Below are 19,472 nucleotides of genomic sequence, written 5' to 3'. Positions count from 1 at the left end.
CGCAGGATCCCGACCATGGTCGAGTCGCTGGGCACCGCGTTCACCCGCATGGCCCGGGAGCGCCCCGACCGGCCGGCGGTCACCGACGACCCTGCGGCACGGAGCGCAGCGGAGCTGCCGCGCGGGACGCCGTCGACCACGACGTGGACGCTCGCCGAGCTCGAGGCCCACGCGAACCGGTGGGCCCACGACCTCGCCGCGCGCGGCGTCCGGCCCGGCGACTTCGTCTCGATCGCGCTGCCCAACGTCGCCGAGCACTACGCCCTCACGCTCGCGGCATGGAAGCTCGGCGCCGTCCCGCAGCCCGTGTCGCACCGGCTCTCCGAGAGCGAGCTCGCGGCCGTGCTCGATGTGGTGCGCCCGCCGGTGGTGGCCGGGCTCGCGCCGGGCACCGACCCGGGTGTCGCGCCGGCGGGCACCACCGTGCTCGAGCTGGGCCACCGCCCCGCCGGCCCGGACACCCCGCCCCCGCCCGCCCCGCCCCCGCCGGCGTGGAAGGCGCCCACCTCGGGCGGCTCGACCGGCCGCCCCAAGGTGATCGTCGCCGGCGAGCCGGGGACGTCCGACATCGTCGCGAGCCGGGCGGCGGTCTACCGCATCGAGCCCGACGGCACGTTCCTCTGCACGGCGCCGCTGTTCCACAACGCGCCGTACCTGTTCTCGCTGCTCGGGCTGATGTCGGGCCACCACGTCGTGCTCATGGGCCGCTTCGACGCCGCCCGCGCGCTGGCGCTCGCGCAGGAGCACGCCGCGACCTGGATCTACGCGGTACCCACGATGATGGGGCGGATGGTGCGCCTGGAGCAGCGGCCGGAGCTCCCCGCCCTGCGCACCCTGTTCCACATCGGCGCCCCGTGCCCGCCCGCGGTCAAGCGCGCGGTCATCGACTGGCTCGGCCCCGACCGCGTGCTCGAGGGCTACGCGGGCACCGAGGCGCAGGCCCGCACGTCCATCACCGGGCGCGAGTGGCTGGAGCACCCCGGCTCGGTGGGCCGCGTGACCGGGGGCGAGATCGAGGCGCGCACCCTCGACGGCGAGCGCCGGTGCGCGGTCGGCGAGGCGGGCGAGCTGTGGCTGCGCCCCGAGCCCGGCCGCACGACCTACCGCTACATCGGCGCCGAGGCGCGCACGCGCCCGGGCGGCTGGGAGTCGCTCGGCGACATGGGCTCCTTCGACGCCGACGGCTACCTCTACCTCGCCGACCGGGCCGCGGACATGATCGTCGTGGGCGGCCAGAACGTGTACCCGGCCGAGATCGAGGCGGCGATCCTCGAGCACCCCGCCGTCGTCTCGGCCGTGGTCGTGCCCGCCCCCGACGAGGACCTCGGCTCGGTGCCGCACGCCGTCGTGCAGACCGAGGGCGACGTCACCGACGCCGACCTGGACGCCCACGTCGCCGCGCGGCTCTCCCCGGCCAAGCGGCCACGGGCGTGGCGACGCTCGGCCGAGGCGCTGCGCGACGACGCGGGCAAGGTCCGGCGCTCGGTGTACCGCTGAGAGAAGGCCGGCCGGCTGCTACTCGTAGCGCAGCGTCCCGTCGTCGAGGTCGGCGGCGGGCAGGGTGTGGCGCTCCTCGGAGTACTCGTGCATGTGCGTCCAGGGCACCCGGTCGCCCTGCTTGAACATCTTGTCCTGCGAGCGCATGACGTAGCCGGAGTTGAAGTTCTCCGGGTCCGACCACGGCCGGATCTCCATGTCGGCGTCCTCGGGCCGCAGCGTGGGCGTCACCGAGCGCGCGCCCCGGCTCTCCATCGTCGTCATCAGCCGGCAGATCAGGTCGCTGACGAGGTCGGCCCGCAGCGTCCAGCTGTGCCGGAAGTAGCCGAAGACGTATGCCAGGTTCGGCAGGCCCGAGATCATGATCCCGCGCCAGGTGATGCGCTGCGAGACGTCGACGGGCTCCCCGTCCACGGTGAACGGGATGTCCCCGAGGGCGCTCAGGTTGAACCCCGTGGCCGAAACGACGATGTCGGCCTCGAGCTCCTCGCCCGACGAGGTCCGGATGCCGGTCTCGGTGAAGGTGTCGATGGTGTCGGTGACCACCGACGCCCGACCGTCGGAAATGGCGGTGAAGATGTCGCCGTCGGGCACGACCGCGATCCGCTGCTGCCACGGGCGGTAGCCCGGGTTGAAGTCCTTCTCGACGTCGTAGCCCTCCGGCAGGTAGGGCCGCATCTCGTCGAGGAGCCAGGTGCGCGCCTCCTCCGGGGTCTCCAGGCACATCCGCGTCAGCTCGTTGAACTGCTCGATGTAGGCCCGGCGGAGGATCTCGTGGGTCCACTCCTCGGGGATGTCGAGCGCGCGCAGCTGCACCGCGAGCTCGTGGGTCTTCGGCACCGCCGCCACGAACGTCGGCGTGCGCTGCAGCATCGTCACGTGCGCGGCCGTCTCGGCCATGGCCGGGACGACCGTCGCCGCGGTCGCGCCGCTGCCGATGACGACGACGCGCTTGCCGGTCCAGTCGAGGTCCTCGGGCCACGTCTGCGGGTGCGCGATGACGCCGCGGAAGCGCTCCGTGCCCGGCCACTCGGGCCGGTAGGGGTCCTCGTGGTTGTAGTAGCCCTGGCACATCCACAGGAAGCCGCAGGTCATCTGCAGCGTCTCGCCGGTGTCGCCGCGCAGCACGTCGACGGTCCACCGCTGGTCCTGCGACGACCAGCTCGCGGCCGTCACCTGGTGCCGGTAGCGGATCACCGCCTTGAGGTCGTCCTCCTCGATGACCTCGTCGAGGTAGTTGGTGATCTCCTCGGAGGTGGCGATCGACGGTCCGCGCCACGGCTTGTGGGCGTAGCCGTAGGTGAACAGGTCGGAGTCCGACCGGGCGCCCGGGAAGCGGTGGGTCCACCACGTCCCGCCCCGGCCGGGCAGCTTCTCCAGGATGGCGAACGTCTTCTCGGGGAAGCGCTCCCGCAGGTGGTGGCCGGCGTCGATGCCGGACACGCCGGCGCCGATGACGAGGACGTCGACGTGCTCGACGTCCCCGCTCCCGCCGGGGTGTGTGGTCGGGCTGCTCTCGGTGATGGTCACGGTGCTCCCTCTCCTCGCGGTCGGGGTCAGGCGGAGACGGTGGGGCTCAGGGCGGGGCGCATCGCGGCGACGGCGTCGTCGAGCGCCACGGCCCCGGACGGCGTGGCGCCGAGCGTCCAGAGGAAGCCGTGGATCATGCCGTCGTAGCGCTTGGCGGTGACGGTGTTGCCGGCCGCCTCGAGCTTGCCGGCGTAGGTCTCGCCCTCGTCGCGCAGCGGGTCGTACTCGGCGGTGGCGACGAACGCCGGCGGCAGTCCGGAGAGGTCGGGCGCGCGCAGTGGGAAGGTGTACGGGTCGTCGGCCGGGTCGGTCGCCCCGAGGTAGTGCGCCCAGAACCACTGCATGGTGGCGCGTCCGAGCAGGTAGCCCTCGCCGTTGTCGTTGATCGAGGGGCTGGTCCAGTCGAAGTCGACGACCGGGTAGAAGAGCAGCTGGAACGCGATCGCCGGGCCGCCGCGGTCGCGGGCGGCGAGGCTCACCGCGGCCGCGAGGTGGCCGCCGGCCGAGTCGCCGCCGACCGCGAGGCGCGCCGCGTCGACCCCGAGCTCCTCGGCGTGCTCGGCGACCCACACGGTGGCCGCGTAGCAGTCCTCGAACGCGGCGGGCGCCACGTGCTCGGGGGCGAGCCGGTAGTCGATCGAGACGACGACGGCGTCCGCGGCGTTCGCGAGGGAGCGGCACGGCCGGTCGACGGTCTCGAGGTCGCCGATCACCCAGCCGCCGCCGTGGAAGTAGACGAGCACGCCGCCCGAGCCGCCGCCGTGGGGCACGTAGATCCGCGCGGGGATGTCGCCGGCGGGGCCCGGGATGGCCCGGTCGGACACGGTGCCGACCTCCTCCGCCGGGGGCTGCAGGTCGACGAAGGCCCCGGCGGCCTGGCGGGCCTGCGGGACGGTCATGCACTCGATCGGCGGCATGCCCTGTTCGACGAGCGCGTCGAGGAGTGCCTGCGCCTCGGGGTGGACGGCCATGGGGGCTCCCGGGAGGTCGGTGACGGGTCCCACCGAGCGTGATGCAGCGCACACGGACCGCGCTTGTGCGGCGGGGACGAATCACCGACCAGCGTCTTGTCCCCGCCGACGCCCCCCGCCGGGATCCACGGGCCGTGTCGGTCCGAGTGCTGGTCGTCACATGCCGGGGCGGCTACGGTCGCTGGACGGGGGCCGACGCGGGCACACGACAGGTGGTGGTCGAGGGGTGGTCATGATCGAGCCCTCCCCCACCCCGGAGGACGCGGTCGCCACGGTCGCCGAGGTCGCGGCCGCCCTCGCGCCCCACCGCGCGGAGGTCAGCGCGTCGATCAGCGACGTGCTCGCGACCCGCATCGACGACCTGCGCGGCGACCCCGCCCTGCTCGACCTCCTCGCCGCGAGCGTCGAGGCCAACGTCGAGACGATCCTGCACGTGCTGCGGCACGACCTCGAGCCGCGCGACGTGGAGCCCCCGGCCGCCGCCATGGCCTACGCGCGGCGCCTGGCCCAGCGCGAGGTGCCCGTCAACGCGCTCGTGCGGGCCTACCGCGTCGGCCAGTCGCACCTCATGGAGTGGGCGTTCGCGGAGGCCGCGCGCCGTCCCGGGGAGGCGGCCGCGGCCGCGTCGCAGCGGATCGTGCTGGTGGTCATGGACTACGTCGACCACGTGACCCAGCACGTCATCGGCGCCTACGAGGCCGAGCGCGAGCACTGGCGCCAGGGCCGGCACGCGCTGCGCCTGGCGCGCGTGCGCGACGTCCTCGCCGGACGCACCCCCACCGATCCCGACGAGCAGCTGGCCGTCGAGACGACGCTCGCCTACCGGCTCGCCCCCGTGCACCTGGGGCTCGTGGTGTGGCTCGACGACCCGCCCGAGGAGGCCGGCGTGACCGCGCTCGAGCGGGTGGCGCTGGACCTCGGCGCCGCGCTCGACGCGGTGGGGCGCCCGCTGGTGGTGCCGTGGGACGCGGGCAGCGCCTGGGTGTGGGTGACGCGTCGCGACGAGGGCGCCCCGCCGGCCGAGGCCCTCGCCCGCGCGGTCGCCCGGCACGGCCCGGGGCTGCACGTCGCGTGCGGGGCACCGCTGGCCGGCGTCACCGGGTTCCGCCTGACCCACGACCAGGCGCGGCGCGCCCGCGACGTCGCGCTCGCGTCCGGCACCGGCGCGCCGGCGGTGACGCTGTTCGACGAGGTGGGCGCGGTCGCGCTGCTGTGCGCCGACCGGGAGGGCGCGCGGGCCTGGGTGCGGCGCGTGCTCGGCCCGCTGGCCGATCCCGAGCCCGGCGTCGGGCGGCTGCGCGAGACCCTGCGGGTGTTCCTGGCGACCGGCGGCAGCCTGGCCACGGCGGCCCGGCGCCTGCAGGTGCACCGCAACACCGTCAAGTACCGCGTCGCCCGGGCCCACGAGGTCCGCGGACGCCCGCTCGGGGACGACCGGCTCGACGTCGAGCTCGCCCTGATGGCGTGCGCCTGGCTGGGTCCGCCGGCGCCGGCGGACTAGCGGCTCAGGCGTCCCGGTCGCGGCGGCGGCCCAGGTTCAGCCCGAGCACGCCGAGGACGGCGCCCGCGCCGAGCAGGGCGCCCGCCGCGCGCGGCCCCGGCGTGCGCCCGACGGTGACGGCCGGCCGGACGATCACCGGCGCGGGCTCGGGGATCTCCTCGCGCTCGTTCTCCTTGAGCGTGGCCGCCCAGGCGGTGACGAACAGGATGAACCGCGAGACGAAGTTGGCGAACACCAGCAGACCGATGATCGGGCCGAACGCGGCGCCGGCAGGCGAGTTGGTCACGCTGCTGATGTAGACGGCCATGACCTGCTGGAGGATCACGAACCCGACCGCGGCGAACAGTGCAGCCCGCACGGCCGAGCGCAGGGTCACCGGCTCCCGGGGCAGCCGGGCGATGACCCAGAGGAAGACCAGCCAGTTCGCCGCCAGGGTGACGACGAGGCCGGCGAGGAAGAACAGGAACGTCGCCCAGGTCTCGTCGGCCAGCCCGAGGAACCCGAGGATCGTGTTCGACAGGCCGGTGCCGACGCCGGTGATCGCGAACGAGAGGGCGAAGGCGAGCCCGAGGCCGATCATGGCGAACAGGTCGCCGACGTACTTCTTGACGATCGTCGGGGGGTCGCCGCGCTGGTCCCACTGCTCGGAGAGCGCCTCGCGCAAGTTGCCCATCCAGCCGAGCCCGGAGAACAGGGCGCCGAGCAGACCGATGATCCCGACCGCGCTGCGCTGGGCGATGGCCTGCTCGATGACCGAGTTGAGCAGGTCGCCGAGCCCCGGCGGCACCGCGGCCGTGATCCCCTGCTGGATCTGGTCGAGCAGCGCCTCGTTGTTGGCCAGGACGAACGCCGCGGCGGCGAACGCGACCATGAGGATCGGGACGAGCGCGAGGATCGAGAAGAAGGTGATCGCCGCGGCGTAGTGGTCGCCGTGCTTGTCGGTGTACCGCGTGGCGGCCCGGATCAGGTGGTCGAGCCACGGGTACTTCGCCCGCAGCTTCTCCAGCTGCGTCGGCTCCGCCGCCCCGTCCGTGTCGGTCGTGCTGGCGCTCGTCATCGCTGGCGCGTTCCTCTCGCGGTCCCCGACTCGCGCGGACCTCTCTCCGGCCCGCGTGGGACGTAGCTACCCCGCGTGGCCGATGGTCACGCGCCGCCGCGCGACCGAGCGGGCACCGGCGACTGGCCGTAGGGCCGGGGGTCGAACGTCCCGTTGCGCGCCCGGAACGAGCGGGCCGTCCCCGGCCAGAGCAGCGTCAGGCGCCCGCTGGTCTCGTCGACGTACCAGCTGCGGCACCCGCCCTGCAGCCAGACGGTGTCCGCGCTCATCGCGTCGATCTCGCGGGTGTAGGCCTCCTCGGCCTCCGCGGTGACCTCGAGGGGCGCGCCCCCGGTCCCGGCGAGGTGGTCCAGCGCGCCCAGCACGTGGTCGATCTGCGCCTCGATCATGTACACCGCGGAGTTGTGGCCGAGGCTCGCGTTGGGCCCGTTGAGCACGAACATGTTGGGGAAGCCGTGCACGGCGGTCGAGGCGTGCGCGGTCATCCCGTCGGCCCAGCGGTCGGCGAGCAGCCCGTGCCGGCCCTCGATGCGCTGCGCGAACGGCAGCCGCGTGGTCCAGAACCCGGTGCCGAACACGAGGGCGTCGAGCGGGTGGTGCGCGCCCGAGGCGGCGACGGCGGTCGTCTTCTCGACGCGGTGCAGCGCGCTGGGCTCGAGGGTGACGTCGTCGCGGCCGAGCGCGGGGTAGAGGTCGTCGGAGATGACGATGCGCTTGCAGCCGATCTCGTAGTCCGGGGTCAGGCGGGCCCGCAGGCGGGCGTCGGGCACCTGGGCGGTGAGGTGGGCGAGCGCGCGGTCGCGCAGCCGGTCGATGTCGGGGCGGACCCGGCGCCGCGCCCCGATGGCGCCCTCGGCCTCCTCGAAGAGCTCCTCGCGCAGGGCCCGCTCGGCGGCGGGGTCGAGGGCGAAGGTGCGGCGCTCCTGCTCGGTGTAGGCGCGGTCGCCGCGCGGCACGACCCACGGCGGGGTGCGCTGGAAGACGACGAGGTGGGACGCGGCGCCGGCCAGCGCGGGCACGATCTGGGCGGCCGAGGCGCCGGTGCCGACGACACCGACCCGTTTCCCGGCCAGCGCGGCGGCGCCGTCCCAGCGCGCGGAGTGGAAGACGGGGCCGTCGAAGTCCGACAGTCCGGGGATCTCGGGGATGCGCGGCTCGGACAGGCGCCCGGCGGCCACGACGAGCACCCGCGCGCGGTAGGTGCCCGACGACGTCGCGATCCGCCATCGCGTGCCGTCCCAGCGGGCGCGCTGCATCTCGGTGCCGAGGCGCAGGTGGGGGTCGAGGCCCTCGTCGCGGGCGGACTCGCGCAGGTAGTCGTGGATCTCCGCACCCGGCGCGAACACCCGCGACCAGTCGGGCTTGGGGCGGAACGAGAACGAGTACAGGTGCGAGGGCACGTCGCAGGCGACCCCGGGATAGCGGTTGTCGCGCCACGTCCCGCCCACCCCGTGGGCGCGCTCGAGCAGCACGAACGACTCGCGCCGGCGGCGGGCCAGCCGCACGCCCAGGCCGATGCCGGCGAACCCGGCCCCGACCACGGCGACGTCGACGTCGGCGGGTGCGCTCACGGTGATCCCGGGGACCCCGCGCCGTGATCAGCCACGACCCGAACCTACGCCGGGGCTCCGGCCCGGTGCCACGTCTCAGGGCGCCGCGCGCAGGGCCGCCTGCCGCTCGGGGGTGGGGTCGCCGTAGACGGTGGTGCGCTGGCGCGGCGTGCGCCCGAGCTCGGCGGCGAGGGCCTCGACCTGCGCGAGCGTGAGCTGCCGGCCCGCCTCCGCCCCGGCGGCCGGGTCGAGCGCGCCGTCGAGGAGCAGGCCGCCGGCGTCGTCGGCACCCCCGCGCAGCACCGCGGTCGTGAGCTCCGGCCCGAGCTTGGGCCACGCCGCCTGCACGTGGTCGATCCGCCCGTACAGCATCAGCCGCGCGACGGCGTGGAGCGCTCGCGTCTCCCGCACGTCGGGCACGGTCCCCGTGCGAGCGATGCGGCGTTGCTGGCGTGTGACGCCAGGATCGCCACATCCTCGATCCGCGACACGCCGCAGTTCGGGCGGCAGCGCCTCGGGCAGGATCGGCATGGCGATGAACTCGGTGAACCCGCCGGTCCGGTCCTGGATCGCGGCGAGCGCGCGCAGGTGCGCGACCTGCTCGGCGCGCGTCTCCACGTGTCCGTAGACCATCGTCGCCGTCGAGCGCAGGCCGACCTCGTGCGCGGTGGTGACGAGCTCGGTCCACCGGGCGGCGGGGATGTCGGTGCCGCCGGTGAGCAGCGCGCGGATGCCGTCGTCGAGGATGCGCGCCGCCGTGCCCGGCACCGACCCGAGCCCGGCGTCGCGGGCGGCGACGAGGAACTCGCGCGGGGAGAGCCCCAGCCGCGCGGCGGCGTCGGCGACCTCCGCGGGCCGGAACGCGTGGAGGTGCATCGGCACCCGGCCGGTGATCAGCGCGACGAGGTCGAGCCGCGCGCGGTCACCGGCGTCGTCGGGCAGCGGGCCCTGCACGCAGATCTCCGTCGCCCCGAGCGCCCACGCCTCGTCGACGAGGGCCCGCGCGTGGCCGGGGTCGCGCACGACGGCGGTGTCGAGGTTGCGGTTGGCGACGAAGGTCAGCTGGTCGCCGACGGCGTCGCGGCGCAGGTCGTCGGCCAGCGCGGCCAGCGCGTCGAGCTCCGCGCCGTCGGCCGCGAGCAGCTCGACGTAGGCCTCGTCGGGCAGGCCTGCGGGGTCGGCCTCGGCGCGGGCGAGGAGGGCGCCGGCGCTCACCGCGTCCCTGCCGGCTGGCGCACCCGGGCCAGCCCCTGCTCGTCGGCCAGGGCGATGAGCGGGTCGACGAGGGCGGGGTGCAGCCACCGGTCAGGATCGCGCACGTAGCGCGGGTAGATCGTCAACCTCGGGCTGAGGGTGAACCCGGCGGTGGCGGTGACCGCCCGCAGCGCGTCGAGGCCGGGCCACGGGCGCTCGGGGTTGACGTGGTCGGGGGTCACCGGCGAGACGCCGCCCCAGTCGTCGATGCCGGCGCGCAGCAGCAGGGCCTGGTCGTCGGCGGCGCTCTGCGAGTCGTCCAGCTCGCCGGCGAGGTTCGGCGGCGCCTGGACACTGACACCGAGTGGCATGATCAGGCGCGCGACGGCCACAGCGGCGACTAACGCGTCGAACTCGGCGTCGGGCTCCCCGCGCATCGCCGTGTCGGGCTTGGCGCGGAAGTTCTGGACGATCAGTTCCTGCAGATGCCCGCCGCGGCGTGCCGACTCGGCGAGCACGAGCAGCGACTGCGCCCGCTCGGCGCGGTGCTCGCCGATGCCGACGAGAATCCCGCTGGTGAACGGCACGCGCGCGCGTCCCGCGTCGTCGACCACCCGGCGGCGCAGCGCGGGCTCCTTGTCCGGCGAGCCGAAGTGCGCGCCGCCCGGCCGCGACCACAGCCGCGTCGCAGTGGTCTCGAGCATCATCCCCATCGACGGCGACACGCCGCGCAGGCGCTGGAGTTCGACGAGGTCCATGACGCCGGGGTTGAGGTGGGGCAGGAGGCCGGTCTCGGTGAGGACAGCCCGGGCCGACTGCTCGACGTGCTCGAGGGTGGAGCCCAGGTCGCGCGCGCCCAGCCAGTCGCGGGCCGCAGTCCAGCGCTCCTCGGGGCGATCGCCCAAGGTGAACAGCACCTCGGTGCAGCCCTGCTCGGCGCCGGCGCGGGCGATCTCGAGGACCTCGTCGCGCTCGAGGTACGCCGCGGGCAGCCGCCCGGGCACGGTGGCGAACGTGCAGTAGTGGCAGCGGTCGCGGCACAGGCGGGTCAGCGGGACGAAGACCTTGGGGCTGTAGGTGACGACGCCCGAACGGCCCTCGCCGGCGAGGTGCTCGTCGCGGCGCGCGGCGGCGAGCGCGAGCAGGGCGTCGAGCTCCTCGCCCCGCGCGGCGAGCAGCGTCGTCGCATCGGCGAGCGTGGCGGGGTGCTCCGGATCGTCGGCGAGCGCGCCGTCCGCGGCCCGTCCGAGCGCGACACGCACCTCGGTACGCGACGGCTCCGCCGGCTCCGGGAGCTCGGCCAACGGCCGCGGGAGCGACACCGGAGCGGGGAGATCGGCCACGGACCCGAACCTACGCGCCGTGCGAGCGATGCGGCATCGCTGGCGCCTGACGCCAGGATCGCCACATCCTGGGTGACGCGACACGCCGGGCCACGGGGGTGTCTCAGCGTGGCGGCCACGCTGACGATCACCGTCAGCGAAGCCCCCACGATCACCGAGCGGACGGTCCGCGCGGGGTCCAGGGTGGGCGGCGTGGAGGCCCGGAGCCGCGCCCTCGCCGCGCTGTGCGTGACCGAGATCGTGAGCTGGGGCGTCCTGTACTACGCGTTCCCGGTGCTCGTGACGTCGATCAGCGCCGACACCGGCTGGTCGGTCGGCGCGGCGACCGGCGCGTTCTCCGTCGGCGCCCTCGTCTCGGCCGGCGCCGGCATCGTCGTCGGGCGGCTCATCGACCGCCGCGGACCCCGGTTGGTCATGACCGCGGGGTCGGTCGTCGGCGTCCTCGGCGTCCTCGCGATCGCGACGGCCCCGACGCTGCCGCTGTTCTACGCGGCCTGGGCGGTGGCCGGTGTCGGGCAGTCCGCGACGCTCTACCCGCCGGCATTCGCGGCCCTGACCGGCTGGTACGGCGAGCAGCGGGTGCGGGCGCTGACGACGCTCACACTCGTCGGCGGGTTCGCGAGCACGGTGTTCGCGCCGCTCACCGCCGCGCTGCTCGGGCCGCTGGGCTGGCGGGGCACGTTCGTGGTGCTGGCCGTCGTCCTGGCCGTCGTGACCGTGCCGCTGCACGCGCTCGTCCTCACCCCGCCGTGGCGCCCGCGCGAGGCCACCGACCGCGAGACCGTGGACCGCGAGCACGCGTCCGAGGTGCTGCGCAGCCCGCGCTTCGTGCTCGTCACCGCGGTCATGGCGCTCAGCGCGTTCGGGCTCTACGCGACGACGATCAACCTCGTCCCGCTGCTCGAGGGCCGCGGGCTGGACCTCGGGCTCGCCGCGCTGGCGCTCGGGCTCACGGGCGTCGGGCAGGTGGCGGGGCGGCTGCTGTTCGTGCCCCTGGTGCGACGGTCGACGCCGCGCACCCGGCTCGCGGGGGTCCTGCTGCTCGGCAGCGCAGGGGTCATCGCGCTGGCGCTCGTGCCCGGCCCGGCGGTGCTGCTCATCGCGCTCGCGGTCGTCGCGGGCGCGGGGCGTGGGCTGCACACGCTCCTGCAGGCCTCGACCGTCTCCGACCGCTGGGGCACCCGCGCGTTCGGCCGGGTCAACGGTGTCTTCTCCGCGCCCGTGACCCTCGCGGTCGCCCTCGCGCCGGCCGGGGGCGTCGCCGTCGCGGGACTCGCGGGCGGGTTCCCGGCGGCGTTCCTCGTGCTCGGGGTGGGGACGGTGCTCGCGGCGCTGGTGGGCCTGGCCGTGTGATCGTGCAGGCCTGACGGTGGACGTCGGCGTGGTCGCCACGCCGGGACACGGCGTGTCGCGTCGTCGAGGATGTGGCGATCCTGGCGTCACACGCCAGCGATGCCGCATCGCTCGTACCGGTCACAACCTCGCGAGGTGCGCAGCAACGGCGGCGTCGAGGCGGGCGGTGTCGCCGGTGGCGAGGAGGTCGAGCAGCGCCCCGCGTAGGACCGCCAGCAGCAGGGTGCGTTCGGCCGCCCCCGCCGGGGTGTCGCGGTAGGGCGCGGGCTGGTGGTCGGCGAGCAGGGCGTCCCAGTCGGCGACGGTGCGCGCCGCGAACCCGGCCCACGGCCCGTCGCCGGGGTCGGCGACGGAGCGGGTGTAGCCCTCGAGCCACAGCCGCAGCAGGGCGCGGTGCTCGGGCGCCGCCAGCCACGCCCAGACGCGCCCGCCCACCGCGGCGAGGTCCCCGCCCTGCCCGACGGCGTCGACGACCGCGAGCTGGTCGGCGCGCGAGCGCGCCAGCAGCGCGCGCACCAGCCCGTCCTTGCTGCCGAAGAGGAACAGCAGCACGCGCGGGCTCGACCCGATCGCCTCGGCCAGCGGGCGCAGCGACATCCCCGCCCAGCCGCGGTCGAGCACCCACGCGTACGCGGCTTCGAGCAGCTCCTGCTGCCGCGCGGAACCCTCGGACACCCGCTCAGTGTGCTTCACTGAAACAGTCGTTTCAGTGAGGAGGTCGTGATGGGTGAGGTGACGATCAGGGAGCTGGGCCGCCCGGGAGACCTGGGCTGGGTCCTCATGGCCCACGGGGAGCTGTACGCGGCCGAGTACGACTGGGCCGTCGAGGCCGTGACCGCGCGGATCGTGGCCGACCACGCCGCGCACGCCCGGCCCGGACGCGACGCGGGGTGGATCGCCGAGCTCGACGGCGCGCGCGTCGGCAGCGTGCTCTGCGTGCACGAGGACGAGCGGACCGCGCGCCTGCGCCTCCTGCTCGTCGACCCGGCCGCGCGCGGTCACGGCGTCGGACGCTCGCTCGTCGCGCGGTGCATCGCGTTCGCCCGCGACGCGGGCCACGCGCGTCTCGTGCTGTGGACCAACGAGCCGCTCGCCGCCGCCCGGCAACTCTACCTGGAGGCCGGCTTCGTCCTCGCCGGCGAGGAGACCCACACCGAGTTCGGTAGCGAGCAGCGCGGGCAGTCCTACGAGCTCGCACTCATCTGAACCCTTGACCGCACCCCTTGGTCCTGTTTTCATATCCAACCAAGAGGTTGTCGACCGAGGAGAAGCACGATGAGCACCACGACCGTCACCGAGGCCCCGTCCGCCGCGCGTCCCCGGGCGGCACGCTGGGGTCTCGTCGTCCTGCAGGTCCTGCTGGCGGCGCTCTACCTGATGTCGGGGTTCGGCAAGGTCTCGCTCGACCCGACGACCGTCGCCGGGTTCGCGATGATGGGGATCGGCCCGGCCGGCGTGGTGGCGCTCGGCGTGGTCGAGCTGGCCGCCGCGATCGGGCTGCTCGTCCCCCGCCTCGCCGGGCTCGCGGCCACCGGCTGCGTCGTGCTGATGACGGGCGCGGTCGTGATCACGGCGGCGACCGTCGGCGGCGCGATGATCCTCCTGCCGGCCGTCGTGCTCGTGCTCATCGCCGTGGTGGCGTGGGTGCGCCGCGCGGAGACCGCCGCGCTGGTCCGCCACCCGCGCGCGGTGCTGCTCGGCCGCTGACCCGACCGACCACGAGGGGCGGCCCGGATCCTCCGGGCCGCCTTGTCGCGTGCGTCGAGCCGGCGGATGTCCTGACGACGGGCGTCAGCCGACCGCCTCCGGCCCGGCCGCTCCCCCGTCGGCGTGCTCCCCGATCGGCGTGCCGTGGGTCGCCGCCACGCCGACACGACCCGAGCCGCCTCAGCCGCCTGAGCCGCCTGAGCCGCCGGGTGACCGCGCCGGCCCCGGGGTCGTGCCGTCGGAGCCGGGGAGCCGGGAGCGCTCCTCCGGGTCGCCGGAGTCCGCGTCGTCGTCCTGCATCTCGGCGACCGCGTCCTGGCTCGGCTCGTCCTGGTTACCGGCGCGCAGGTCGATCTGCTCACCGAAGTAGCGGAGGATCTCGGCGATCACCGCCGCCACCGGGACGGCGAGGAACGCGCCGGCGATCCCGGCGAGGCTCGAGCCGGCGGTCACCGCGAGGATGACGAGCGCCGAGTTGAGGCCCAGTCCGCGGCCCTGGACCAGCGGCTGGAGCAGGTTCCCCTCGATCTGCTGCACGGCGAGGATGAGGATCAGCACGCCGATCGCCGTCCCGGGACCCTGCACGACCAGCGCGATGAGCACCGACAGCGCCCCGGCGACGAGGGCGCCGATGATCGGGATGAACGCACCGAAGAACGTCAGGACCGCCAGCGGCAGGGCCAGCGGGACGCCGAAGATGACGAGCCCGACGCCGATGAACGTCGCGTCGACGAACCCGATCAGGGCCTGGCTGCGGATGAACCCACCGAGACGCAGCCAGGCACGGGCGCCGATCTCCGCGAGATGGTCGCCGGACGTCGGGCCCGCGACGCGGCGCAGCCACGGCAGGAACCTCGGGCCGTCCTTGACGAACAGGAACGCGAGCACGAGCGCGAGCACGGCGTTGATGACGCTGTTGGCCACCGTGGTGAGGCCGGTGAGGACCCCGGTGGCGATCTGCCCGGCGCTCTGCTGGATGCGCTCGACCGCGGCCTGCACGTACTGGCCGATCTGGCTCGCGCCCAGGTTGAACGGCGGGCCCTGCAGCCAGCCCTGGATCTGCTGGATCCCGCCGACGGCGCCCTGGCCGATCGCCGGCGCCTGTCCCGCCACCGCGGGGGCGATGGCCGCGATGATCCCGCCGAACAGCGCCAGCCCCAGCAGCAGCACCACCGCGGTGGCCAGCGTCCCGTTCCACCGGTGGTTGCGCAGCCACGTCACCGGGGGCTCCACCACCGTCGCGATGACCAGCCCGAGGAACACCGGGAACATCACGTCCCACAGCGAGACGACCAGGAACCCGATCACCGTCAGGGCCGCCACGACCAGCAGGAAGCGCAGGCTCCACCGGGCGGTCCACGCGAGCCCCTCGCCGATGAGGTGTCCGCGCGTGGGCGTGTGCCCACGTGCGATGTCCCGGGAGGCGGGGGCCTCGTCCATGGACGCGAGTGTGTCAGTGATGGGGGATCCTCCGGCGGCGACGTGCGGCGGGGCGGGCCGACGGCCCCGGATGCCCACCACCAGCACGGCCTATCCCGCGAGGGCCCCCACGCCGACGGGCCCCGTCCGACCAGGTCGGACGGGGCCCGTTCGGGGGGTGCCGGGTGCCGTCAGCTCGCGACGGCCTTCTGCAGGCCCTCGTCGATGGCGTCGAGGAAGTCCTGGGTGTTGAGGTACGGCGCGTCCTTGCCGATCAGCAGCGCCAGGTCCTTGGTCATCTTGCCGTCCTCGACGGTCCGGACGCAGACGTCCTCGAGCTTCTGCGCGAAGTCGACGAGGGCGTCGTTGCCGTCGAGACGGCCGCGCTGGGCGAGGCCACGGCTCCAGGCGAAGATCGACGCGATCGGGTTGGTCGACGTCTCCTTGCCCTGCTGGTGCTGGCGGAAGTGCCGGGTCACCGTGCCGTGGGCGGCCTCGGCCTCGACGGTGCCGTCGGGCGTCATGAGCACCGAGGTCATCAGGCCGAGCGAGCCGAAGCCCTGCGCGACGATGTCGGACTGCACGTCGCCGTCGTAGTTCTTGCAGGCCCAGACGTAGCCGCCCTCCCACTTCAGGGCGGCGGCGACCATGTCGTCGATGAGCCGGTGCTCGTAGGTCAGGCCGGCCTTCTCGAAGTCGGCCTTGAACTCCGACTCGAAGATCTCCTCGAAGGTGTCGCGGAACATGCCGTCGTACGCCTTGAGGATGGTGTTCTTCGTCGACATGTAGACCGGGTAGTTGCGGTCCAGCCCGTAGCGCAGCGAGGCGCGCGCGAAGTCGACGATCGACTCCTTGAAGTTGTACATGCCCAGCGCGACGCCGCCCTGCTCGGGGAACTTCGCGACCTGGAACTCCATCGGCTCCGCCCCGGAACCGTCCGTACTGTCGTCGGGCGTGTAGCTGATGGTGACCGTGCCCGGGCCGGGCACCTTGAAGTCCTGCGCCAGGTACTGGTCGCCGTGGGCGTGACGGCCGACGACGATCGGCTTGGTCCAGTGCGGGACGTAGCGCGGGATGTTCTGGCAGACGATCGGCTCGCGGAAGATGACGCCGCCGAGGATGTTGCGGATCGTCCCGTTGGGCGAGCGGTACATCCGCTTGAGGCCGAACTCCTCGACCCGCGCCTCGTCCGGGGTGATCGTCGCGCACTTGACACCGACACCGTGCTTCTTGATCGCGTTCGCCGCGTCGACCGTGACCTGGTCGTCGGTCTCGTCGCGGTGCTCGATGCCCAGGTCGTAGTACTCGAGGTCGATGTCGAGGTACGGGTGGATCAGCTTGTCCTTGATGAACTGCCAGATGATCCGGGTCATCTCGTCACCGTCGAGCTCGACGACGGTGCCCTCTACCTTGATCTTCGCCACGACTCGGGAGACCTCCTCCTGGGCGCCGACCACCGGCGCCGGCTGCTTGCCCGCACGCTATCAACGTGGGTGCGGACGACGACGGGTGAGGAATACCCAGGTGGGGCGCGTCACCGGGTCGCGAGAGGGCCACCCGTGATGGTGAGCGAGACGAGGATCATCACGAGCCCGAACAGGACGTAGGTGACGATGTCGACCCGGCGGCTGCGGACGGCCAGCAGACCGGCCGCGGTGCGGGTCAGGGTCGCGCGCAGACCCCCCGCGAGCAGCAGCGCGAGGCCCAGCTCGGTGGTGCCCTCGCGCCAGTGCTGCAGGCCGATCCGGGCGAACGCGACGGCCACCACGAGCATCACCGCGAGGAACGGCAGGTGCCCGCGGATCTTGCGCAGCGTCTCCGCGCGGGTGCGTGGCGGGCGGGCGTGCCGGCCCGCCGGGAGCATCTCGGTGGGGCTCTCGTCGGGCGGCGGGACGCCGGGCCGCGACGGGGGCGCCACCGGGGCGGCCGCGGGCTGCGGGCCCGACCCCGGGGACGGACGCGGGACCGGTGGCGCCGCCGCGCGGGGCGCCCCCGCCGGCGGCGCCGACCGCGATCCCACCGCCGGTGGCCCCGGCGGGGGCCCCGGCGGCTGTCCCGGTCGGGGGGTCACGGCGGTCATCCGCGGTGTCCGGTGGTCATCGGCTGCTCATCCGCCGGCCTGGCGCTCCGCGCGCTCGACGACGTTGGTGAGCAGCATCCCGCGCGTCATCGGGCCGACGCCGCCGGGGACCGGGGCGAGGTAGGAGGCGACCTCGGCGACCTCCGGGGCGACGTCGCCGACCAGGCCGTTCTCGCCGCGGGTGATGCCGACGTCGAGCACGGCCGCGCCGGGCTTGACCATGTCCGCGGTGACCAGGCCGGGGACGCCGGCCGCCGCGACGATGACGTCGGCGGCGCGCAGCTCGGACGCGACGTCCTTGGTGCCGGTGTGGCACAGGGTCACGGTGGCGTTCACCGAGCGCAGGGTGAGCAGCAGGCCCAGCGGGCGGCCCACGGTGACGCCGCGGCCGAGCACGGTGACCTTCGCGCCGTTCAGCGGCACGTCGTAGCGGCGCAGCAGCTCGACGACCCCGCGCGGGGTGCACGGCAGCGGGCCCGGTTCCTGGAGCACGAGGCGCCCGAGGTTGGTGGGGTGCAGCCCGTCGGCGTCCTTGTCGGGGTCGATCCGCTCCAGCACCGCGCCCGAGTCGAGGCCCTTCGGCAGCGGGAGCTGGACGATGTACCCGGTGCACGCCGGGTCGGCGTTCAGCTCGTCGATGGCGCGCTCGACGTCGGCCTGGGTGGCGTCGGCGGGCAGGTCGCGGCGGATCGAGTCGATGCCGACCTTGGCGCAGTCGTTGTGCTTGGCCTTGACGTAGGAGTGCGACCCCGGGTCGTCGCCGACGAGCACCGTGCCGAGGCCCGGCGTGCGTCCCGCGGCGGTCAGCGCCTCGACCCGCGTCTTCAGGTCGTCGAGGATCGCGGCGAGGGTGGCCTTCCCGTCCAGCTTGGTCGCGGTCACGCCCTCATGATGGCAGGTCGGACCTCCTGTTCCGCGTAGCCGACCGCCGCAGGGGCCACGGGGCGGACGCGACCCCCGCCGCGACGAGGGTGAGCAGGGCCCCGAGCACGGTCGGGAGGCCCGGGGCGCCGGCCGCGGAGGGCAGCACGAGGTCGAGCACCAGCGCGCCGACGACCTGCCCGGCCACCGCGCCGAGCGAGAGCAGCAGCACCCCCACCTGTCCGACGACCCACGCCCCGAGCCCGATGAAGATCGCGCCGAACGGCCCGCCGAGGTAGAGGTACCAGGCGCTCGGCAGCGGGTCCGGCGCGCCGAGCACGAGCACCGCGACGATCGCGGCGAGCACCAGGGCCGTCGTCCCGACGATGAAGTTGATCGTCGCGGCCGGGAGGACCGAGGCCACCACCGAGTCCTCGTCGTCCGGCGACGGCCCGGGGCGCGACCCGCCCGCCGCCGCGGCCACCCGGCCGTTGAGCGCCTGCTGGGTCGCGGCCGCGAGCCCGGCGGCGAGCGGGAGCAGCGCGAGCACCACGGGCGCGTCGGTGCTGACCGAGGGCGCCACCGACAGCACGACCGCGCCCAGCATGAGCACGGCCCCGACGACGCGCGGCGGCGTCGTGGCCCGGGGACCGGCCGGCCCGAGCCCGGCGCGGTCGACGACCAGCCCGCCGCTCGACTGGCCGGCGACGACGGCGATGGTGAACAGCGCGGTGCCCAGCACGTGCGCGGTCAGGCCCTGCCCGGCGACGAGCAGCGCGCCGCCGAGCCCGCCGAGCAGGTGCCAGGTGCGCAGCCGCCCGCGGCGCCGCGCCGACGCGCCCGAGACCGCGCCGGCCCGCGGGCAGCAGGGCCAGCAGCACGAGCAGCAGGACCAGGCCCAGCCCGAAGGAGATGGCGGCGGCCACGAGGCCGTTGCCGAGCTCGGCGCCGAGCTCCGCGTTCACCCGGGCCTGCCCGACGACGAACGCGCCGGTGACGAAGGCCCCGGCGAGCCCGAGCGCGGTGCGCGAGGAGGGTGCCGCCACGGGCACGGGAACCTAATGGGAGCGCACCGGCCTTCGTGAGGTTGGCTGGTGTCCGAGCCGCCGGTGAGGTGAGCACTGCAGGCACCAGGCCTGTGAGGTCTAGCGCTAGCGCTGCTGCTCGAGGTCGCGATGTAGATGCGGGTCGTCTTGAGGGCGATCGCGATTGCGCACGGTCGGTGCGATCTTCGCGGTCCAATTGCGCCGGCGCTTCCACGCGGCCAGGTCGACCACGACGAGGTAGAGCGCCGTCATGGCGGCGTGCACACCGACGTGAGCGCCCGACGCGCCGCTTCCTGGTCGGATGTACTCGGCCGTCACGTTGGTGACATGCGGCTGACGGGTGGTCGGTTGGCGCAGGCGGTG

General features: G+C 74.6%; 18 protein-coding genes and 1 pseudogene. 5 read left to right on the top strand and 14 right to left on the bottom strand.

Going from position 1 to position 19,472, the window contains the following annotated elements; genetic code table 11:
- Positions 1-15: 15 nt before the first annotated feature.
- The gene (locus PHK61_RS20340; protein WP_274282840.1) at positions 16-1,497 is read left to right on the top strand and encodes an AMP-binding protein; all 1,482 of its coding nucleotides are present in this window, start codon (positions 16-18) and stop codon (positions 1,495-1,497) included.
- Positions 1,498-1,515: 18 nt separating this feature from the next.
- Here the strand turns inward: PHK61_RS20340 and PHK61_RS20335 are convergent, their stop codons facing one another.
- Both PHK61_RS20335 and PHK61_RS20330 read right to left on the bottom strand, forming a co-directional pair.
- Positions 1,516-3,027, bottom strand: a complete 1,512-nt coding sequence (locus tag PHK61_RS20335; RefSeq protein WP_274282839.1) for a flavin-containing monooxygenase — start codon at positions 3,025-3,027, stop codon at positions 1,516-1,518.
- A 26-nt stretch (positions 3,028-3,053) separates the two neighbouring features.
- The gene (locus PHK61_RS20330; RefSeq protein WP_274282838.1) at positions 3,054-3,998 is read right to left on the bottom strand and encodes an alpha/beta hydrolase; all 945 of its coding nucleotides are present in this window, start codon (positions 3,996-3,998) and stop codon (positions 3,054-3,056) included.
- A gap of 232 nt (positions 3,999-4,230) precedes the next feature.
- Between PHK61_RS20330 and PHK61_RS20325 the strand changes: the two genes are divergently transcribed.
- Positions 4,231-5,499: a PucR family transcriptional regulator gene (locus PHK61_RS20325; protein WP_274282837.1), complete on the top strand. Its 1,269-nt coding sequence runs from the start codon at positions 4,231-4,233 to the stop codon at positions 5,497-5,499.
- Between the two features lie 4 nt (positions 5,500-5,503).
- Here the strand turns inward: PHK61_RS20325 and yhjD are convergent, their stop codons facing one another.
- From yhjD to cofG, 4 genes are all read right to left on the bottom strand, one after another.
- Positions 5,504-6,556 carry an inner membrane protein YhjD gene (gene yhjD / locus PHK61_RS20320; protein WP_274282836.1) on the bottom strand — a complete coding sequence of 351 codons (1,053 nt, stop codon included), beginning with the start codon at positions 6,554-6,556 and terminating at the stop codon, positions 5,504-5,506.
- A gap of 86 nt (positions 6,557-6,642) precedes the next feature.
- The gene (locus tag PHK61_RS20315) at positions 6,643-8,127 is read right to left on the bottom strand and encodes a flavin-containing monooxygenase (protein ID WP_274282835.1); all 1,485 of its coding nucleotides are present in this window, start codon (positions 8,125-8,127) and stop codon (positions 6,643-6,645) included.
- Positions 8,128-8,202: 75 nt separating this feature from the next.
- Entirely contained in the window at positions 8,203-9,321 is a 1,119-nt protein-coding gene (locus tag PHK61_RS31945; RefSeq protein ID WP_337993989.1) for an FO synthase, read from the bottom strand.
- The gene (cofG, locus tag PHK61_RS31940) at positions 9,318-10,643 is read right to left on the bottom strand and encodes a 7,8-didemethyl-8-hydroxy-5-deazariboflavin synthase CofG (protein ID WP_337993988.1); all 1,326 of its coding nucleotides are present in this window, start codon (positions 10,641-10,643) and stop codon (positions 9,318-9,320) included. Before cofG ends, PHK61_RS31945 begins: the two co-directional genes overlap by 4 nt.
- Before the next feature lie 108 nt (positions 10,644-10,751).
- Between cofG and PHK61_RS20305 the strand changes: the two genes are divergently transcribed.
- Positions 10,752-11,996: an MFS transporter gene (locus tag PHK61_RS20305; protein WP_337993987.1), complete on the top strand. Its 1,245-nt coding sequence runs from the start codon at positions 10,752-10,754 to the stop codon at positions 11,994-11,996.
- Positions 11,997-12,116: 120 nt separating this feature from the next.
- On the opposite strand, the gene PHK61_RS20300 is transcribed toward PHK61_RS20305, so the two are convergent.
- Positions 12,117-12,671, bottom strand: a complete 555-nt coding sequence (locus tag PHK61_RS20300) for a TetR/AcrR family transcriptional regulator (protein ID WP_274282834.1) — start codon at positions 12,669-12,671, stop codon at positions 12,117-12,119.
- 48 nt (positions 12,672-12,719) lie between these two features.
- Here PHK61_RS20300 and PHK61_RS20295 point away from each other — a divergent pair, with 48 nt between their 5' ends.
- Both PHK61_RS20295 and PHK61_RS20290 read left to right on the top strand, forming a co-directional pair.
- Positions 12,720-13,202 carry a GNAT family N-acetyltransferase gene (locus PHK61_RS20295; protein ID WP_274282833.1) on the top strand — a complete coding sequence of 161 codons (483 nt, stop codon included), beginning with the start codon at positions 12,720-12,722 and terminating at the stop codon, positions 13,200-13,202.
- A 69-nt stretch (positions 13,203-13,271) separates the two neighbouring features.
- The gene (locus PHK61_RS20290; protein WP_274282832.1) at positions 13,272-13,703 is read left to right on the top strand and encodes a DoxX family protein; all 432 of its coding nucleotides are present in this window, start codon (positions 13,272-13,274) and stop codon (positions 13,701-13,703) included.
- Positions 13,704-13,883: 180 nt separating this feature from the next.
- Here the strand turns inward: PHK61_RS20290 and PHK61_RS20285 are convergent, their stop codons facing one another.
- From PHK61_RS20285 to PHK61_RS20255, 7 genes and pseudogenes are all read right to left on the bottom strand, one after another.
- Positions 13,884-15,143 (bottom strand): AI-2E family transporter, encoded by a 1,260-nt coding sequence (locus PHK61_RS20285; protein ID WP_274282831.1) that lies wholly within the window; start codon positions 15,141-15,143, stop codon positions 13,884-13,886.
- Between the two features lie 170 nt (positions 15,144-15,313).
- Positions 15,314-16,546: an NADP-dependent isocitrate dehydrogenase gene (locus PHK61_RS20280; RefSeq protein ID WP_274282830.1), complete on the bottom strand. Its 1,233-nt coding sequence runs from the start codon at positions 16,544-16,546 to the stop codon at positions 15,314-15,316.
- A 110-nt stretch (positions 16,547-16,656) separates the two neighbouring features.
- Positions 16,657-17,040: a DUF3017 domain-containing protein gene (locus PHK61_RS31935; RefSeq protein WP_337993986.1), complete on the bottom strand. Its 384-nt coding sequence runs from the start codon at positions 17,038-17,040 to the stop codon at positions 16,657-16,659.
- Between the two features lie 189 nt (positions 17,041-17,229).
- Positions 17,230-18,084 carry a bifunctional methylenetetrahydrofolate dehydrogenase/methenyltetrahydrofolate cyclohydrolase gene (locus PHK61_RS20270; RefSeq protein ID WP_274282829.1) on the bottom strand — a complete coding sequence of 285 codons (855 nt, stop codon included), beginning with the start codon at positions 18,082-18,084 and terminating at the stop codon, positions 17,230-17,232.
- A 4-nt stretch (positions 18,085-18,088) separates the two neighbouring features.
- Complete coding sequence (locus PHK61_RS20265) at positions 18,089-18,838, bottom strand: DMT family transporter (protein WP_274282956.1); 750 nt, start codon at positions 18,836-18,838, stop codon at positions 18,089-18,091.
- A gap of 127 nt (positions 18,839-18,965) precedes the next feature.
- Positions 18,966-19,028: pseudogene (locus PHK61_RS20260) on the bottom strand (hypothetical protein); the annotation flags it as partial.
- Between the two features lie 186 nt (positions 19,029-19,214).
- Positions 19,215-19,472: hypothetical protein (locus tag PHK61_RS20255; protein WP_274282828.1), on the bottom strand; the 258-nt coding region annotated here is incomplete at its 5' end.

The sequence above is a fragment of the Actinomycetospora lutea genome, from assembly GCF_028737205.1.
Lineage (GTDB): Bacteria > Actinomycetota > Actinomycetes > Mycobacteriales > Pseudonocardiaceae > Actinomycetospora > Actinomycetospora lutea.
This window is presented reverse-complemented; position numbering and strand designations above follow the sequence as displayed.

What these genes read in the sequence shown, in the direction of transcription:
- yhjD (WP_274282836.1), bottom strand. Translation starts at nt 6,556, where the DNA reads ATGACGAGCGCCAGCACGACCGACACGGACGGGGCGGCGGAGCCGACG.
- PHK61_RS20295 (WP_274282833.1), top strand. Translation starts at nt 12,720, where the DNA reads ATGGGTGAGGTGACGATCAGGGAGCTGGGCCGCCCGGGAGACCTGGGC.
- PHK61_RS20330 (WP_274282838.1), bottom strand. Translation starts at nt 3,998, where the DNA reads ATGGCCGTCCACCCCGAGGCGCAGGCACTCCTCGACGCGCTCGTCGAA.
- PHK61_RS20290 (WP_274282832.1), top strand. Translation starts at nt 13,272, where the DNA reads ATGAGCACCACGACCGTCACCGAGGCCCCGTCCGCCGCGCGTCCCCGG.
- PHK61_RS20325 (WP_274282837.1), top strand. Translation starts at nt 4,231, where the DNA reads ATGATCGAGCCCTCCCCCACCCCGGAGGACGCGGTCGCCACGGTCGCC.
- PHK61_RS20285 (WP_274282831.1), bottom strand. Translation starts at nt 15,143, where the DNA reads ATGGACGAGGCCCCCGCCTCCCGGGACATCGCACGTGGGCACACGCCC.
- PHK61_RS20340 (WP_274282840.1), top strand. Translation starts at nt 16, where the DNA reads ATGGTCGAGTCGCTGGGCACCGCGTTCACCCGCATGGCCCGGGAGCGC.